Origin of the sequence: Pseudomonas sp. NFACC25 (assembly GCF_900100935.1) — a bacterium.
Lineage (GTDB): Bacteria > Pseudomonadota > Gammaproteobacteria > Pseudomonadales > Pseudomonadaceae > Aquipseudomonas > Aquipseudomonas marginalis.
Map to the genome: position 1 here is coordinate 72,908 of NZ_FMUC01000008.1, position 17,175 is coordinate 90,082.

The following is a 17,175-nucleotide window of genomic DNA, read 5'->3' on the forward strand; positions in this document are numbered from 1 at the left end:
GTCTCAGTAGCTGTAACTGATCCACCGCTATCGGGGGCAAGCCCCCTCCCACATTTTGGTTCCGGTTTCTACAGGGCCAGCAGCGCCAGGCGCTCGCGCACCGAAGCCTCGATCCCTGCTTCATCCAGCCCGCATTCAGCCAGCATCTGCGCCGGCTTGGCGTGTTCGACGTAGGTATCCGGCAAGCCCAAGTGCAGCACCGACCTGAGGATGTTTTCCCGCGCCAGGAACTCACTGACCGCCGCACCGGCACCGCCCATGATGGCGTTTTCCTCGACGGTCACCAGCAGCTCATGACTGTCGGCGATGTCGCGCACCAGGGCTTCATCCAGCGGCTTGACGAAGCGCATGTCGACCACGGTGGCGTCGATCTTCTCGGCCACCTTGAGGGCTTCGGCCAGTTGCACGCCAAACACGAGGAACGCGGTCCTGCTGCCCTGGCGACGCACAATGCCCTTGCCGATTTCGATAGGCTCCAGATCCTTCTCGATCAGCGCGTTGGGGCCGTTGCCCCGTGGGTAACGTACGGCGGCCGGGCCGTTATACAGGTGGCCGGTGCTGAGCATCTTGCGCAGTTCGTTTTCGTCGCTCGGCGTCATCACCAGCATGCCGGGGATGCAACGCAAGTATGACAGGTCGAAGCTGCCCGCGTGAGTCGGGCCGTCTTCACCGACTAGACCGGCGCGGTCGATGGCAAACAGCACGTCGAGGTTCTGCACCGCGACGTCATGCACCAACTGATCATAACCGCGCTGCAGGAAGGTGGAGTAGATCGCCACGACAGGCTTGGCGCCTTCACAGGCCATGCCGGCGGCGAAGGTCACCGCGTGCTGCTCGGCAATGGCCACGTCGAAATAGCGCAGCGGGAAACGCTCGCTGAACGCCACCAGGTCGGAGCCTTCCTTCATCGCCGGGGTAATGCCCACCAGGCGTGGGTCGACGGCGGCCATGTCACACAGCCATTCGCCGAACACACCGGAGTACTTCGGCCCGCTGGCTTTTTTCGGCGCAGCGGCGGGGGCGTCCAGGGGTTCCAGCTTGGTGATCGCGTGGTAGCCGATCGGGTCGACTTCCGCCGGCGCGAAGCCTTTGCCTTTCTTGGTGACGATGTGCAGGAACTGCGGGCCCTTGAGGTCACGCATATTGCGCAGCGTGGCGATCAGCGTGGGCAGGTCATGGCCGTCGATGGGGCCGATGTAGTTCCAGCCCAGCTCTTCGAACAGCGTGCCGGGGACCAGCATGCCCTTGGCATATTCTTCGGTGCGCCGGGCAATTTCCCAGGCGCCAGGCAGGCGCGAGAGCACCTTCTTGCTGCCTTCACGCATGCTGGCGTAGGTGCGGCTGGAGAGAATCTTGGCCAGGTAATTGGACAGACCACCGACATTGCGCGAGATCGACATGTCGTTGTCGTTGAGGATCACCAGCATGTTGGCGTTCACTTCCGGCGCATGGTTCAGCGCTTCGAAGGCCATGCCGGCAGTCAGCGCGCCATCACCGATCACGGCGATTGCCTTGCGGTCGCTGCCTTGCAGGCGGGCGGCAATCGCCATGCCCAGCGCTGCGCTGATCGAGGTACTGGAGTGGCCGACGCCAAAGGTGTCGTACTCGCTTTCGGCGCGGCGCGGGAAGGCGGCAACGCCGTCCTTCTGGCGCAGCGTGCCCATGCGCTCGCGACGGCCCGTGAGGATCTTGTGCGGATACGCCTGATGGCCCACGTCCCACACCAGCCGGTCATCCGGGGTGTCGAACACGTAGTGCAACGCGATGGTCAGCTCGATGACGCCCAGGCCGGCACCGAAATGCCCACCGGTCTGGCCGACCGTGTAGAGCAATTCCAGGCGCAACTCATCGGCCAGGGTTTCCAGCTCGGCTTCACCCAGACGACGCAGGCCGTCCGGCGTGGCAGCACGGTCGAGCAGGGGCGTGGACGGGCGCTTGCGGGGAATCTCTTGAAACGTCGTGGGCATCAGGCGAATCGTTATAGGTATAGAAGAGGCGGCAGTTTACCTCAAGCATCGCAAACTGCCCACGCAGAGCGCCGAACTTGGCCGATATGCGGCTGCAATGGCCGCCGTAATCAGTGGCGGCGTTCGACGATATACCGCGCCAGGTCACGCAGCGGCTCGGCCGCCGCGTCGAAAGGTCGCAGGGCGTCCAACGCTTGATCGCGTAGTTCCACGGCGTAGCCCTTGGCGGCTTGCAGCCCGAGCAGCGCAGGATAAGTCGGTTTGTCCCGTGCGATATCGGCGCCCTGGCGTTTGCCCAGGGTGGCGGTATCGCTTTCCACGTCGAGAATGTCGTCCTGCACCTGGAACGCCAGGCCAATGGCCCGGGAATAGGTCTGCAGGGCCGCCAATTGCGCGGTTTCGGCACGCCCGCTGGCCAGGGCGCCCAAGTGCACGGCGGCTTCGATCAGTGCGCCGGTCTTGTGGCGGTGCATGTGCTCAAGGGCTTTTTGATCCAGCTTGACGCTGACCGAACCCATGTCGATCGCCTGCCCGCCCACCATGCCCGCAGGGCCGGCAGCCAGGGCCAGTGCGGTGACCATGCGCAGGCGGATCTCGGCGTTGACGCTGCTCAGGCGTGGGTCCAGCAACGCGCTGAACGCCAGGCTCTGCAAGCCATCGCCGGCGAGGATCGCATAGGCTTCATCAAAGGCTTTATGGGTGGTGGGCTGGCCGCGACGCAGATCGTCGTCGTCCATGGCCGGCAAATCGTCGTGTACCAGGGAATAGGCGTGAATCAGCTCGACCGCACAGGCGGCACCGTTGGCCTGCTCGGCCGGCGCGCCCAGCGCTTCACAGGCCGCATACGCCAGCAACGGGCGCACGCGCTTGCCGCCATTCATCACGCTGTAGCGCATGGCTTCATACAGACGCTTCATTTCCGGGCTTGGCGCAACAAACAAGGGCTCCAGCGCCGCATTCACCCGGGCTTGGCTACTGGCCTGATACGCGTCGATCATTCCGGCTGTTCCGCGTCGAAAGGTTCTTCGGCCAACTCTCCGTCACGCTCCAGCAATACCTGGACCTTCTGCTCCGCCTGCGCCAACGCGCTCTGGCAGTCACGGGTCAGGCCGATGCCTTGCTCAAACGCCGTCAGCGAGTCCTCCAGCGACAACTCGCCGTTCTCCAGACGCTCGACCAATGTTTGCAGGTCGGCGAGGGATTGTTCGAAATCGAGTGCAACTTTTTTGCGGGCCATGGCGGCTATTCCGGTAGACGGTAAACCGGCGCGACACTAGCAGACATGGGGATTCTGGGCAAATGAGCGGGCAAATGAGTGGAGTGTCACTCGCCCCCTGTATTGACCTGATAACGCGTGCTGCGGCCGCCTCCGGGGAGACGGACCAGGCAGTTTTTTTCCAGCAGGTCCGCCAGGTGTCGCGTCGCTGTCGCCTTGGATACCTGCTCCACGCTGCGTAACAGGGTTTTAAGGAACCACTCGAGTTGGACGCTCGGTTGAATAACGAAAGCCTGCTTTTCAGGGCAGGCTTATCGCGAATCTCGGCTGACTTACTTCTGATGAGCCGTCAGCGCCGCATACCCATTCATCAAGTTGCGATAGTTAGGAATGCGCTGGGACAACAAATTCCCCAGGCCTTCGATATCGTTGCGCCAGTCGCGGTGCAGCTCACAGGCTACCGAAAACCAATTCATCAACTGTGCACCGGCCTGCGTCATCCGGCTCCACGCCGCCTGCTGCACCGTGGTGTTGAACGTGCCGGAGGCATCGGTCACCACAAACACCTCAAACCCTTCCGCCAGCGCCGACAAGGTCGGGAACGCTACGCATACATCCGTGACCACGCCGGCGATGATGATCTGCTTGCGGCCGGTGGCCTTGATTGCCTTGACGAAGTCTTCGTTGTCCCAGGCATTGATCTGGCCGGGGCGGGCGATGTACGGCGCGTCCGGGAACATCTCTTTCAACTCCGGTACCAGCGGGCCGTTGGGGCCTTGTTCGAAGCTGGTGGTGAGGATGGTCGGCAGGTTGAAGAACTTGGCCAGGTCGGCCAGGGCCAGCACGTTGTTCTTGAACTCGTTGGGCGAGAAGTCCTGCACCAGGGAAATCAGGCCGGTCTGGTGGTCGACCAGCAGGACTACGGCGTCGTCTTTGTTCAAGCGGTTGTAGGTTGGAGTGCTCATGGTTGAATCCTTTTTTGTTCAGGTTGGTTGGGCGTTGCGTTCAACATGGGCACAGATTAATGGGTGGATGCTGGGGGATAAATCGGCTGGAATGGGTAATACCGTCAACTAAAAGGAGACAATTCATGGGTTGTCAGCAGGATTTGTCCTTTTGATGATCGAAAAAGTAAGTCAAAAAATCTCACGCGTGAGCTATTGAGTGTGGCAAAAAATGCCTGTAGATTTTCTCACGCGTGAGTTTTTCACAGCGAGGTCAGTACCATGGAAAGCAGCTCTCCATCGAGTCCGCCTAGAGGGCCCGATACCGATTCAGCAAGCCTCAAGGGAGAGCGCTTGAAGCCGTCCGCCAAAAAGCCATCGAGCTTTTACATGAAGCAGATGCGTGCAGGCCTGGCGGCCGCCGGCTATGTGAAACACGAGACTTGGGTGCTTCCCGAAAACCGAAGCCTGCTCAAGCAGATGGAGAAACAGCTTCGCCAGCCGATTCTGGCTGGCTCATTCATGTCGGAGAATTTCATGAGCGCAGGTACCAACTGGAATATCGATCGCCTCTTCACCGCTCTTCAGGCCCTGGATGACGTGGTGTCCAAGGACATTACGCTTTCTCTGGTTCAAGGCTCCGAGTCCAGCATCAAGCTGGAAATGAACGACTTCGGTGGCCTGCCGATTTACATCGCGGTGGTGGGCGAGCAGATCATCGTCGACACCGTGCTGGTCGATGTCGAGTCCATCAACGATGTCGCAAAATTCAATGACGCGGTGTTGCGCAGCCGGGAAATGTTCCCGCTGTCCTCAATCGGCATCGAGTCCATGCCTAACGGGCAAGTGGTCTACAACATGTTCGGTGCATTGAGCTCCGATTCCAGCCTGACCAATATCGTCACCGAGGTGAAAACCCTGGTCGACAACGTGCAGCGCGCCAGCGAAGCCTTCGAACGTTTCTTCAATTAAGTATTCGGGAGTATCCAATGACTCAGTCCATCTGGAGCAAATTGTTCACCGCGCTGCGTGGCGGTGCCAACGAAGTCGGCGAATCGATCGTCGACCAACAGGCCCTGCGCATCCTCGATCAGGAAATCCGCGATGCCGACACCGCGCTGGCCAACGCCAAGCGTGAGCTGGTGAGCATCATGGCCAAGCACAAACTGGCGACTGATCGCGTCAACGAGTACGACGCCAAGATCAAGGACCTGGAGTCCAAGGCCGTGGCTGCCCTGCAGGCCAATCGTGAAGACCTCGCCCTGGAAGTCGCCGAAGCCATCTCGACCCTGACCAACGAGCGGGATGTCGAGCATAAGCAAGCCACCGAGTTCGGTGGCTATGCGGAAGGCATGCGCAAGGACATCACCAAGGCCGAAAGCCGGATCAAAAGCCTGCGCCAGCAAGTGGACATGGCCAAGGCGCGCGACAGCGTACAGAAGGCCCAGGTCAGCGCTTCCATCGCCAGCGGCGGTGCCAACGGCAAGCTGGAAACCGCCGTCGGTACGCTGAATCGCTTGCAGGCCAAGCAGCAGCAACGCGCCGCTGAACTGCAAGCCCAGGATGAACTGGCAGATGCATCGACCGGGACCGACCTGGAGCGCAAGCTGCGCGACGCCGGCATCACGCCGAACGAAGGCAGCGCCAATGCGATTCTGGAGCGTCTGAAGCAAAAATCGGCCGAGTAAGCAACGTCGCCGCAGGAAGGGCAGTGTCTGCCCTTCTTTTTTACCTCGAGGTCAGGATGGATGCCCTGAAGGGTTTCAAGACAATCGCAGGCCTGGCGCTGTTCATGGTCGCGCTGCAACTGCTCAATGCCGCTACCGGTTACAGCCTCATGGCGTTCGGCCTGATCCCGAGAACGCTGCAGGGCCTGCCCGGCATCCTCACCTCACCGTTTTTGCACGGGTCGTTTGCCCACCTGAGCGCCAACCTGATTGCCTTTGTGATCCTGGGCAGCCTGGTGATGATCGAAGGACTCAATCGGTTTGTGACCGTCAGCGCGATCATTATCCTGCTGGGCGGTTCGCTGGTCTGGCTGTTCGGTTTTGCGGGTGTGCACGTGGGGGCCAGCGGCTGGGTATTCGGGTTATGGGCCTACCTGTTGTCTCGCGCCTGGTTCCACAGGAGCTGGAGCAACCTGATCACGGCCGGTGTGGTGGCGGTACTGTATGGCGGACTGGTCCTTGGCTTCCTGCCTCGCCAAGGCGTTTCCTTCGAAGGGCATCTGTTTGGTGCCTTCGCCGGATTTATTGCCGCCAAGGTACTTCTCTCTCAACCACGCAGCAGGTTTAATGCCGGCTGAACGCACTTGAGCACCCAGGGAGTCAGGGACGCAATGCCGATTTTTCTTTTGTTGCGCAGGTACGCCGCGTCCCTCTTTCACCGCTTTGGCTGGGCGGGCCTGGTCGTTGCCTTGGCGGTACACCTGAGCACGGCTTATCTGGGCCTGGTGGTTCTGGGCGAACAACACCTCACCGCGCCCGCCACGTTCGTTTACTTCTATCTCACCACCACGCTGACCGTCGGCTATGGCGATCTATCGCCGCAGACCTCTTTGGGACGCTTGTTCGTGGCGACCTGGGTCATGCTCGGGGGCATTGCGCTGCTGACGGCGGCGATCGGCAAAACCACCAGCACTGTCATCGATGCATGGAGAAAAGGCATGAAGGGCAAAGGCGATTTCACCGGCAAAATCGGCCATACCGTGCTCATTGGCTGGGAGGGCGCGTCCAGTGAACGGGTCATCGAGTTGTTGCTGCAAGACGAAACCTCGAACGACAACCTGATCGTCATCTGCGATTGCACCCTTGAAGAAAACCCGATGCCGGGCAAGGCGGCCTTTATCCGTGGTGAGAGCTTGTCCTCCACAGCGCTGTTGCTGCGTGCCGGTGTGCCCGGTGCCGAGCGTGTGCTGGTGCGAACCCCGTCTGACGATCTGACGCTGGCCACCGTGCTGGCGGTGAATCAATTGAATCCGGTCGGGCACGTGGTCGCCCACTTCAATGCAAGTGAGATCGCCGCCCTGGCCAGTTCCTACGCCCCCAGCCTGGAATGCACCTCAAGCATGGCCATCGAAATGCTGGTGCGCGCCTCTCAGGACCCGGGCTCGTCGGTGGTCATTAATGAGCTGCTGTGCGTGGGGCAGGGCGCCACCCAATACCTGATGAGATTGCCCGAGGCGTTTGAAGCCACGTTCGGCGATCTGTACACCCAGATGAAAGAGCGCCACAACGCCACCCTCATCGGCTATCGCGCCAAAGGTGCCCCGCAACCGTCGATCAACCCGCCCAGTGCCACGCGCGTTGAAGGCGGCGAGCTCTTCTACATTGCCTCCACCCGCCTCAAGGAAATCTCCAATGGGATGGTTTAAACAGTTGATGGGGCTTGAGGCCCCGCAAGCGAATACACACTCGAAAGGCGCTGCCGAACCGCTGCCGACCACCGGGCCGCTTGGCCTGGCACCGGGCAAAGGCGTGATATTCGACACGACCCTGAAGTTGTTGCTCGACGGGAAGACCACGGTGGTTATCCCCGGCTCCCAGGAAATCTGGAGTAACGGCACCGTTGACCTCGGGCAGTCGACCTGGCTGTCGCGCTACTACATGAACGACGAGGATTACTGGCTGCAGGTGCACACCACGGGCGACATCGCCGGGCAGGTCGAGTCTGTGATCCTGTTCAACTACCTGAGCTACGTCACTATCAGCAGCGAAGCTGAATTGCGCCGGCTGGCGGGGCCGCAGAGTCCGATCGGGTTGCCGACCTACACCCACAACGGCGTCGAATACACGCGCGTGTGGGGCAGCGAGGCTGGCCAGACAGAATTGGTGGCCATGAGCGAGCACGTGATAAACCCCGAGGACTCCTACAGCGTCGAACACCGCTCGATGCTATATGCCCGTGACACCGGCCTGACCGATCGCCGCGAGTTTCTGCTGTTCTCTGTCGAAGAAGACGCTGAAGGCACCGTCAGCCTGAGCACCTCCCTGGGCATTTCGCTGTACACAACCGACTTGAATGCGCTCTAAAAAAGGAAGAAGTCCATGCTAGAAGCTCTCTCCATCTCCCTGAACAAAGCCGCCGTGCTCGGGTTTGTCACCTACATCCTGGGGGCTGCCGTACTGTTTGCGCTGTTCCAGTTCATCTACACCCGCGTCACCCCGCACAAGGAGTTCGAGCTGATCCGGGCGGGCAACGTTTCCGCAGCGGTCGCCCTGGGCGGCGCCATCGTCGGTTTCGCCATTCCGGCCAGCAACGTGATTGCCTACTCGATCAGCATCCTCGACTTCGTCGTCTGGGCGGTGATCGCAGCCGTCGTCCAACTCCTGGCGTTTCTGCTCACCAGTCTCGTGCTCAAGGGCACTTCCGAGCGCATCAAGAGAGGCGAGCTTGCAGCGGGCATCTACGTGGCGGCGGTGGCCATCAGCGTCGGCATGTTGAATGCCGCCTGCATGACACCTACCCAGAACTGATTGCGCACGGAGCTCCCGATGAAACGAAGCAAGTACGTCCAGCTTTCGCTGGCAGCGTCGGTCGCCATGGCGATATCCGGTTGCGGGCCGACGGAAAAAACCTACGATTTGCAGAAGAAGTACAACTTCCAGTCGGTGCAGCAATGTGCCGATGAAAAGCTTCCGGTGGACGTCTGTTCGGATGCCTACATGACGGCCATGGCCGAGCATCGCCGCATCGCCCCGGTATACGCCAGCCAGGCCGATTGCGATGCCGACTTTGTCGCCGGCTGGTGCCAACTGGACTCCAATGGCCAGTTCATTCCCAAGCTGGGCGGTTTCGAACTGACCGCCGAAGGCCAGGTGACACAATCCCAGGTCGACGCGGCCAACGCCCAGGCGGGCAACGCTCAGGCAAGCGGCGGCTCCGGCTTCTCCACCAGCAGCCTGCTGACCGGTCTGCTGATCGGCAACATGCTGAGCAGTAATCGCAACAGCTACCGCTCCGAGCCGGTGTATCGCTATCGCGATGATCGCGGTAACTACGGCAACTCCACGCTCAACCAGCGCGTCTCCAGTGGCGCGACGTTTGGCCGCTCGAATCAAGCCCGGTACGGCAGCAGCAATTACACCAACACGCTGCGCACCTCCAGCCAGTCGAGCTCCGTAGCGTCGGCCACCTCCCGTGGCGGCTTCGGCAGCAAGGCCAGCGCACGCAGCGGCTGGGGCGGCGGCGGGTCGAGCAGTTAAGGAAACCGGGCCATGAAGAAAATCCATTGCGCAGAGCGTCATGACTGGAAACAGACGGCTGAAAACCTCGGCTTTCTGTTCCATACCATCGACAACGAACCCTACTGGGACGAGCGCGCTTATTACCAGTTCACGCTCAAGCAAATCGAGCACGACCTCGAAGACCCGACCACCGAGATCCATGACATGTGCATGGACCTCGTCGCCCGCGTGGTCCAGAGCGAAGAACTGCTCGAACGCCTGAGCATCCCCGCGCCCTTCTTCGACATGATCAAAACCTCATGGCTCGAAGGCCACCCGCACCTGTACGGGCGCATGGACTTCTCCTACAACGGCACCGGCCCCGCCAAGCTGCTGGAACTCAACTACGACACACCGACCAGCCTCTACGAGGCCGCGGCGTTCCAGTGGGGCTGGCTGGAGCAATGCATCGAACGCGGCCTGCTGCCCAAGCATGCCGACCAGTTCAACAGCATCGACACCAAACTGCACCAGGCCTTCGCCCAACTGCAGATCAACCAGCCGTTCTACTTCGCCTCGATGAAAGACTCGGTCGAAGACAAAGGCACCACCGACTACCTGCGCCTCGTCGCGGAAAAAGTCGGCATCGAATCACGCCACATCGACATCGAAGACATCGGCCTGACCAGCGAAGGCCGCTTCGTCGATCTCCAGGACCGCTGGATTCCCCACCTGTTCAAACTGCACGCCTGGGAATTCATCTTCCACGAACCCTTCGGCGCCGCGATTGCCGAGAGCGACACCCAGTTTTTCGAGCCTGCCTGGAAATCCATCATTTCCAATAAAGGCATCCTGCCGCTGCTGTGGGAATTCAACAAAGGCCACCCGAATCTGCTCGCGGCCCACCTGGATACCGAACCGGGTAAAGCCGTACCAAAGGGCTGGGTGCGCAAGCCATTCTTCTCGCGGGAAGGGGCGAACATCGAGTTGCAAACGGCTGATGGGCTGATCGTGAAAGAGGACGGACCCTACACGGATGCGCCGTTTATTCTCCAGGAGTTTGCGCCGTTGCCGCGGTTTGGGGACAGCTACACGTTGATTGGGTCTTGGGTGATTGGGGACCAAGCGGCGGGAATTGGGGTGCGGGAGGATAATAGTTTGATTACCAAGGATTCGAGCCGGTTTTTGCCGCATTTGATATTGGATTGAGGCTGGCGCTTAAAGGGCCAGCAGGGCTGATCTCTCAGTGCGCATTGAATCGATGGTGCGCCTTGGGTGGCCGTATTGCCTTTATTGTAGACATGACGCAGTTGGTGGCGGATCGTGCTCCAGGGGCATGCAGCATAGATAGTGCCGCTGAGAGACAGGCGAGGCGATAGTCTTGCCCGCTTTGGCTATTCAATGATCCAACAGCTGTTGGATAAATTTGGTTTGTGGTTTTTGTGAGCATTAAAAAGCCGGCTTGTGGCCGGCTTCTCTGTGACCGCCTCAGCTTGTTTTTGACAAACCTCAGCAGCCTTCAAATCGCTCAGCCCACATTGCGTCGGGCTGAATAGTAGGGGCATCTGCGGGAAATCCTCCGCATCGCCGAGCAGGGTGGATAGCGCAAAGCCACCCCCTGCCAAATGTGCGGCGCATGATACCCACATTCACCTCAGTTGCCCACCTCCGGATCCGATTTAGAGCCTTCCCAGCCCAAAAGATGCTCATCCAGCGGCACGGGTGGGCGGCGGTTATTGAGGGTAGACCACCAGAACACCCACCCCACGATCTGGAAGTTCTGCTCAAACCGTTGTTCGTGGGTCAGGTATTCGTCCGGATGTTCACCGGCATTGTGGCTGCGCATGCGCAAGCCACCTCCAGGGCGGTTGTAGAGGTATTTGATGCGGAGCATTCCGTCGTGTTCGACCGCGTAGATTTCGCCGTCGATGATTTGGGTGCGGCCTTTGTCGATGGCGAGGGTGGCGCCTTGTTGGATGATGTCGATCATGCTGTTGTCGACCATGTAGGCGCCCAGCGCGCGGTCGGGGTTGACGTTGAGGGTTTCGAGGGTGTGCAGGGAAACGCGGATGCGTTCGGTTGAGGTGAAGGTGGGGTGGAGGGGGATCTCCACGTCGATTTTTTCCGGGCGGCAGGCGGGGCCTGTGAGGTATTTGCCAGTTTCTTCGCGGGCGGGGAGTCCTTTCCTGGTGCCGGGGCCTTCCAGCAGGAAGTTGGCCGGTGGGTGTTTGGGGCCTTCGCCGGTGCGTAGCCAACGGCTGGAGATGCACAGCAGTTCTGCGATCTCGTTGAGTCGGCCCATGGGTACACCGCGTTTGAACCAGTTGTTCACGTGTTGAGGCGTGACACCACGGTTCTTGGCGAAGTCGGAGGCGGAAAGATGAACTTCCCGTAATAGCGCTTTTAAGCGATCACCTGATGTATTCATAAACGCAGAGTTTACTGGCCGAGAAAACACATCAAATAAACCATGCGTTGAGTTAGGCCTGTAGGTTTTTGCTTAGTTGTAGCTTGTTAGTTCGGATTTGAACTGTGGTTAAACTAAGTTTATAAAGCATTGAACTGGTCGTTTAATTTTTCCCACAAAAAAAGCCCCGAATAATCGGGGCTTTTTCAATTGCCGAGGCAATGAGTAGCAGGTATCAGCCTTTGTAGGCAGCGACCGACTTCATGATTTCGGCGCGGGCGGCGTCTGCGTTGCCCCAACCGTCGATCTTCACCCATTTGCCTTTTTCGAGGTCTTTGTAGTTCTCGAAGAAGTGCTTGATCTGTTCCAGCAGCAGTGGCGGCAGGTCGGTGTATTCCTTCACGTCCACGTACAGCTGGGACAGCTTGTCGTGTGGCACGGCGATCACTTTGGCATCGCCACCACCGTCGTCGGTCATGTTCAGGATGCCGACCGGGCGAGCGCGGATGACCGAGCCTGGGGTAACCGGGTAAGGGGTTACGACCAGCACGTCGAGGGGGTCGCCGTCGTCGGCCAGGGTGTTCGGGATAAAACCGTAGTTGGCCGGGTAGAACATCGGGGTGGCCATGAAACGGTCAACGAACAGGCAGTCGCTGTCTTTGTCGATTTCGTATTTGATCGGCGCGTGGTTGGCCGGAATCTCGATGGCGACGTAGATGTCGTTCGGCAGGTCTTTGCCAGCCGGAATCTTGCTGTAGCTCATTGGGCGTTGCCCCCGTAGTTGGCCATATGACATGGCCGGATTGGCCTAAAAGTGGCGGCGATTATAGGCATATTCTGACGGCGATGCCATGCGCCAGACGTCGTACGGTCATTCGCCTTGTGGCTGATAACGCGGGTCGTGCGCTTGCAGTCGGGTCAGGCGGGCCAAGGGATCCTGGCGGTAAAAGCGGCTGAGTTGGGCGTACACCTGTGGATAACTGTTGACGAGTAAATCCGGGGCGCTGAAAAAATATTCGCTGGTGACCGCAAAGAACTCCGCCGGGTTTTCCGCCGCGTAGGGGTCTATCTCCGTCTCTGCATCGGGGTTGGCGTCCAGCTGGCGATTGAGGTCGTCATAAGCACCCTGCATCACGCTGGCCCACTCCCGCACGCGCATGTCGTGGTGCAGCGGCGGCAGGCCGTTGGCGTCGCCGTTGAGCATGTCGAGCTTGTGGGCCAGTTCGTGGATCACCAGGTTGTAGCCTTCCCACTGACCGCTGGCCAGTACGCCGGGCCAGGCAAGGATCACCGGGCCTTGCTGCCAGGCTTCGCCGCTGTGTTCGCCGTCCCACTCGTGTTCGATGCCGCTGCTGTCGCGATGGCGCTGGGGGCTGAGGAAGTCGTCGGGGTACAGCACGATTTCATGGAAACCCTGGTACCAGTCGAGGTCGCCCAGGTTCATCAACGGCAATTGCGCCTGGGCGGCGAGCAGCAGGCGTTGTTCCTGGTGCAGCTCGACGCCGGGCAGTGCGGTGAGGTGTTTTTCGGCGAGGAACACCACGCAGGCTTCGCGCAGCCACTGGTCCTGCTCGGCACTGATGCCGTCGAGGAAGGTCAGGTGGTCGCGCACCCGCTGCCAGGTGTCATCGGCAATCGGGTGCTTGGCCAGCAGGCGCCGGCGCCGCCAGGCACTGAGGGACCACATGGCGGGTTACTGCGACTTGGCTTCTGAAGACGTGCGACCAAAGCGGCTGCGGAACACGCCAATGATCATCGGCACCAGCGACAGCAGGATGATGAACACCACCAGCAGCGAGAGGTTTTTCTTGATAAATGGCACGTTGCCGAAGAAGTAGCCCAGGGTCACCAGGCCGCCGACCCAGAGGATGGTGCCCAGCACGCTGAAACCGAAGAAGCGTGCATAGGGCATTTTCGCGATGCCGGCAACGAACGGCGCAAAGGTGCGCAGGATCGGCAGGAAGCGCGCCAGGGTCACGGTCTTGCCGCCGTGCCTGTCGTAGAAGTCGTGGGTTTTTTGCAGGTAGTCGCGGCGGAAGATTTTCGAGTTCGGGTTGCTGAACAGGCGTTCTCCCGCCGTTCGCCCGATCACGTAATTGGTACTGTCGCCGAGGATTGCCGCCAGCATCAGCAGCCCGCCCAGCAATACCGGGTCCATGCCGCCGCCTGCAGCGACCGCACCGGCGATAAACAGCAGCGAATCACCCGGCAGGAACGGCATGACCACCAGGCCGGTTTCGCAAAAGATGACCAGGAACAGAATGGCGTATATCCACGGACCGTAGTTGGTTACCAGCATGTCGAGGTACACGTCGAGATGCAGGATAAGGTCGAGCGGGTTGAAATCCATGGATGGCACCTGTGTGAACGGCCCGACTCGGCAGGCCTGTGCGGAAGCTCGGGTAATAAGGCTACACGTTTATGTAGTGTTTCTTACAACCCTGAAAGGTCCGCATTATACGGATTGAGAGGTGAAAAGCCTGTTGGTTTTGTAGCGGGGGATGTCGTGGCGTGAGGTCTGAAGATCGCCAGAAATTCAATGTGGGAGCGGGCTTGCTCGCGAAAGCGGTGTGTCAGTTATAAATAGTCTGACTGACAAACCGCTATCGGGGGCAAGCCCCCTCCCACAAGGTGTCCATGGTGTCAGGGCGTCAGTCTTCGCTGATCGGCAAGGTATAGTTCTTGAACTCGGTGTCTTCACGAAACCCGATGGACTCGTACGTCTTCTGCGCCACCTGGTTATCACTGCTGGTCGATACCCGCAGCCGCACCGCGTGGGTTTCCTTGGCCATCTTCTTCGCCGTGCGCATCAGGTTATCCGCCACCAGTTGCCGGCGCGCGTCTTCGGCCACATAGATGTCGTTGAGGATCCACACGCGTTTAAGCGACAGCGAGGAAAAGCTCGGGTAAAGCTGGCAAAACCCGAGCACGCGTTTGTCGTCGTCATCGGCGAGGGCCAGGTAGATCACCGACTCCTTGCGGCGCAGGCGCTTTTCCAGGAAGGCCCGTGACGAATCCGGAAAGGGCAGGGCCCCGTAGAACTCGCGGTACTTGACAAACAACGGGGTCAACAGGTCCAGGTGTTCCAGGGTCGCTTGAGTAATCCGCATGCCAGGCCTCAACTTCCAAATGGGGTATGACCACACGAGCGGCCGTGACTTGATGCTGCCTAAAGGCGCGAAAAAGCGCAATCGTGCCGGGATCAGTCGGTGGGTGGGCTGAGCAGGAAATTGCCCTTCATCAGGTCCGGGTTGTCGGATTCAAGGGTCTGAACCTGCGCCTCGTCCTTCAGGTTGACCCCCGACAGCTGCCGGCGACACGCCTCTCGCATCAAGTACAGCAGGCGATGGGCCGCCATGCCATAGCTCAGGCCTTCCAAACGTACATTGGAGATGCAGTTGCGATAGGCATCGGTGAGGCCGACCTTGGGGTTGTAGGTGAAGTACAGCCCCAAACTGTCCGGCGAACTGAGCCCCGGCCGTTCACCGATGAGGATCACCACCATCTTGGCGCCGAGCAGTTGCCCGATTTCATCCGCGACCGCCACGCGGCCCTGTTCCACCAGGATCACCGGCGACAAGGACCACCCTTCGGCGTGGGTCTGTTCTTCCATGCGCGTCAGAAACGGCAACGTATGTTTATGCACTGCCAGCGCCGACAGACCGTCCGCCACCACGACCGCCAGGTCCATGCCGCCCGGATGCGCAGCCGCGTAATCCCGCAGGCTTTGGGCCGATTCGTCACTCAAACGCCGCCCCAGATCCGGACGTTGCAGATAGCTGTGCCGGTCGGTTGCCGCGCTGTGCAGCAACAGGCTATCGCGCCCACGCTCGGCCAACTGACTGCTCAGGCCGCCGTGGTCGAAGGGCAGGTGCACCGCGTCCCGTGCCTGGGCGTGGGCAAATTGGAAATCAAGTTGGGCGTTGGTGGGAATGCTGGTGCCGGTGCGGCCCAGGGCAATTCGCGCCGGGGTCAGGCGGCGCAGTTCCAGCCACGGGTTTTCAGGCAGGTCGAGTTGCACAGGCGGCTCCTTCATCCCAGTTGCGCCAGGGCGTGGCGAAACGCCGGTGGCAGGCTGTTGCCGAAGCGCACCTTGCCGTCGGCTTGCGTAAAGATGCCCATTTTGGCCAGCCACTGTTCAAACTCCGGCGCCGGCTTTAAACCCAATGTCTGGCGAGCGTACAAGGCGTCGTGGAACGAGGTGGTCTGGTAGTTGAGCATGATGTCGTCGGAGCCGGGGATGCCCATGATGAAGTTGATCCCTGCGACACCCAGCAGGGTCAGCAGGGTGTCCATGTCGTCCTGGTCGGCTTCGGCGTGGTTGGTGTAGCAGATGTCGCAGCCCATGGGCACGCCCAGCAGCTTGCCGCAGAAGTGGTCTTCAAGGCCGGCGCGGATGATCTGCTTGCCGTTGTACAGGTACTCGGGGCCGATAAAACCGACCACGGTGTTGACCAGAAACGGCTTGAAATGCCGGGCCACCGCATAGGCGCGGGTTTCGCAGGTTTGCTGGTCGACGCCAAAATGCGCGTTGGCCGACAAGGCGCTGCCCTGGCCGGTTTCGAAATACATCAGGTTCTGGCCCAAGGTGCCCCGGTTCAGGCTCAAGCCCGCCTCGTAACCTTCCTGCAGCACGCTCAGGCTGATGCCGAAACTGGCGTTGGCCGCCTCGGTGCCGGCAATCGACTGGAACACCAGGTCCAGCGGCACGCCGCGGTTGATGGCTTCGATGGACGTGGTGACGTGGGTCAGTACACAGGCCTGGGTGGGGATTTCGTAGCGCTGGATGATTGCGTCGAGCATCTCCAGCATGGCGCAGATCGAGGCGATGCTGTCGGTGGCCGGGTTGATGCCGATCATGGCGTCGCCGTTGCCGTAGAGCAGGCCGTCGAGAATGCTCGCAGCGATACCCGCCGGCTCGTCGGTCGGGTGGTTGGGTTGCAGGCGGGTCGACAGGCGTCCGCGCAGGCCCAGGGTGCCGCGAAACCGGGTGACCACCCGGATCTTCTGCGCCACCAGGACCAGGTCCTGCACGCGCATGATCTTCGACACCGCCGCTGCCATTTCAGGTGTCAGCCCCGGCGCCAATGCGCGTAGGGATTGTTCATCGGCGGCGTCACTCAGCAGCCAGTCGCGCAGGCCGCCGACGGTCAGGTGGCTGACCACGGCGAAAGCCTGCTTGTCGTGGGTGTCGATGATCAGCCGCGTGACTTCATCGCTTTCATAGGGGATCAGCGCTTCTTCGAGGAAGTGCTTGAGCGGAATATTGGCCAAGGCCATTTGCGCCGCCACCCGCTCACCGTCGTTCTGCGCGGCGACGCCGGCGAGAAAGTCCCCGGAGCGGGCGGGGCTGGCCTTGGCCATCACGTCCTTGAGGCTGTCGAAGCGGTAGGTCTGTGCACCCACCGCGTGGGAAAAGCTTGCCATACAGTGTCTCCTTGACGACGCGGGCAGGAGAGAACCCGCGTCGAGGTTT

At 60.4% G+C, this 17,175-nt stretch carries 19 protein-coding genes and 1 pseudogene; 8 read left to right on the forward strand and 12 right to left on the reverse strand.

The window, feature by feature from the left end; translation table 11 throughout:
• Positions 1 to 68: 68 nt before the first annotated feature.
• From dxs to ycaC, 5 genes and pseudogenes are all read right to left on the reverse strand, one after another.
• The gene (dxs, locus tag BLQ09_RS18775) at positions 69 to 1,967 is read right to left on the reverse strand and encodes a 1-deoxy-D-xylulose-5-phosphate synthase (RefSeq protein ID WP_092358208.1); all 1,899 of its coding nucleotides are present in this window, start codon (positions 1,965 to 1,967) and stop codon (positions 69 to 71) included.
• A 110-nt stretch (positions 1,968 to 2,077) separates the two neighbouring features.
• Positions 2,078 to 2,965, reverse strand: coding sequence for a (2E,6E)-farnesyl diphosphate synthase (ispA, locus tag BLQ09_RS18780; RefSeq protein WP_027605202.1), 888 nt, complete (start codon positions 2,963 to 2,965; stop codon positions 2,078 to 2,080).
• Complete coding sequence (locus BLQ09_RS18785) at positions 2,962 to 3,204, reverse strand: exodeoxyribonuclease VII small subunit (protein ID WP_003176346.1); 243 nt, start codon at positions 3,202 to 3,204, stop codon at positions 2,962 to 2,964. The genes ispA and BLQ09_RS18785 overlap by 4 nt, the downstream gene beginning before the upstream one ends.
• Positions 3,205 to 3,290: 86 nt before the next feature.
• Positions 3,291 to 3,422: pseudogene (locus BLQ09_RS31665) on the reverse strand (DUF4172 domain-containing protein); the annotation flags it as partial.
• 93 nt (positions 3,423 to 3,515) lie between these two features.
• Entirely contained in the window at positions 3,516 to 4,148 is a 633-nt protein-coding gene (gene ycaC / locus BLQ09_RS18790; RefSeq protein WP_027605204.1) for an isochorismate family cysteine hydrolase YcaC, read from the reverse strand.
• 369 nt (positions 4,149 to 4,517) lie between these two features.
• Here ycaC and BLQ09_RS18795 point away from each other — a divergent pair, with 369 nt between their 5' ends.
• From BLQ09_RS18795 to BLQ09_RS18830, 8 genes are read left to right on the forward strand one after another with little or no spacing between them, the layout of a single operon-like run.
• Positions 4,518 to 5,099: a YjfI family protein gene (locus BLQ09_RS18795; protein WP_027605205.1), complete on the forward strand. Its 582-nt coding sequence runs from the start codon at positions 4,518 to 4,520 to the stop codon at positions 5,097 to 5,099.
• Positions 5,100 to 5,116: 17 nt separating this feature from the next.
• On the forward strand, positions 5,117 to 5,815 hold the full coding sequence (locus BLQ09_RS18800) for a PspA/IM30 family protein (protein WP_027605206.1): 699 nt from the start codon (positions 5,117 to 5,119) through the stop codon (positions 5,813 to 5,815).
• A 56-nt stretch (positions 5,816 to 5,871) separates the two neighbouring features.
• Entirely contained in the window at positions 5,872 to 6,432 is a 561-nt protein-coding gene (locus tag BLQ09_RS18805; protein WP_092358210.1) for a rhomboid family intramembrane serine protease, read from the forward strand.
• 33 nt (positions 6,433 to 6,465) lie between these two features.
• Positions 6,466 to 7,500 (forward strand): ion channel, encoded by a 1,035-nt coding sequence (locus BLQ09_RS18810; protein ID WP_027605208.1) that lies wholly within the window; start codon positions 6,466 to 6,468, stop codon positions 7,498 to 7,500.
• Positions 7,487 to 8,158, forward strand: coding sequence for a DUF2491 family protein (locus BLQ09_RS18815; protein ID WP_092358212.1), 672 nt, complete (start codon positions 7,487 to 7,489; stop codon positions 8,156 to 8,158). Before BLQ09_RS18810 ends, BLQ09_RS18815 begins: the two co-directional genes overlap by 14 nt.
• Positions 8,159 to 8,173: 15 nt before the next feature.
• On the forward strand, positions 8,174 to 8,602 hold the full coding sequence (locus BLQ09_RS18820; protein WP_027605210.1) for a DUF350 domain-containing protein: 429 nt from the start codon (positions 8,174 to 8,176) through the stop codon (positions 8,600 to 8,602).
• Between the two features lie 18 nt (positions 8,603 to 8,620).
• Positions 8,621 to 9,331 (forward strand): DUF1190 domain-containing protein, encoded by a 711-nt coding sequence (locus tag BLQ09_RS18825; protein ID WP_027605211.1) that lies wholly within the window; start codon positions 8,621 to 8,623, stop codon positions 9,329 to 9,331.
• A 12-nt stretch (positions 9,332 to 9,343) separates the two neighbouring features.
• A complete protein-coding gene (locus BLQ09_RS18830) occupies positions 9,344 to 10,501 on the forward strand; it encodes a glutathionylspermidine synthase family protein (RefSeq protein ID WP_065924894.1) in 1,158 nt (385 codons plus the stop codon).
• Between the two features lie 445 nt (positions 10,502 to 10,946).
• Here the strand turns inward: BLQ09_RS18830 and BLQ09_RS18840 are convergent, their stop codons facing one another.
• The 7 genes from BLQ09_RS18840 to BLQ09_RS18870 form a co-directional block, all read right to left on the reverse strand.
• The gene (locus BLQ09_RS18840) at positions 10,947 to 11,720 is read right to left on the reverse strand and encodes a LexA family transcriptional regulator (RefSeq protein ID WP_027605213.1); all 774 of its coding nucleotides are present in this window, start codon (positions 11,718 to 11,720) and stop codon (positions 10,947 to 10,949) included.
• A gap of 214 nt (positions 11,721 to 11,934) precedes the next feature.
• A complete protein-coding gene (ppa, locus tag BLQ09_RS18845; RefSeq protein ID WP_003176323.1) occupies positions 11,935 to 12,462 on the reverse strand; it encodes an inorganic diphosphatase in 528 nt (175 codons plus the stop codon).
• Positions 12,463 to 12,570: 108 nt separating this feature from the next.
• On the reverse strand, positions 12,571 to 13,386 hold the full coding sequence (locus BLQ09_RS18850; protein ID WP_027605214.1) for a M90 family metallopeptidase: 816 nt from the start codon (positions 13,384 to 13,386) through the stop codon (positions 12,571 to 12,573).
• 6 nt (positions 13,387 to 13,392) lie between these two features.
• A complete protein-coding gene (locus BLQ09_RS18855) occupies positions 13,393 to 14,049 on the reverse strand; it encodes a DedA family protein (RefSeq protein ID WP_027605215.1) in 657 nt (218 codons plus the stop codon).
• A gap of 301 nt (positions 14,050 to 14,350) precedes the next feature.
• On the reverse strand, positions 14,351 to 14,809 hold the full coding sequence (locus BLQ09_RS18860; RefSeq protein ID WP_027605216.1) for a GNAT family N-acetyltransferase: 459 nt from the start codon (positions 14,807 to 14,809) through the stop codon (positions 14,351 to 14,353).
• Between the two features lie 92 nt (positions 14,810 to 14,901).
• Complete coding sequence (gene eutC, locus BLQ09_RS18865) at positions 14,902 to 15,735, reverse strand: ethanolamine ammonia-lyase subunit EutC (protein WP_027605217.1); 834 nt, start codon at positions 15,733 to 15,735, stop codon at positions 14,902 to 14,904.
• On the reverse strand, positions 15,732 to 17,126 hold the full coding sequence (locus BLQ09_RS18870) for an ethanolamine ammonia-lyase subunit EutB (RefSeq protein ID WP_027605218.1): 1,395 nt from the start codon (positions 17,124 to 17,126) through the stop codon (positions 15,732 to 15,734). Before BLQ09_RS18870 ends, eutC begins: the two co-directional genes overlap by 4 nt.
• Positions 17,127 to 17,175: the final 49 nt, after the last annotated feature.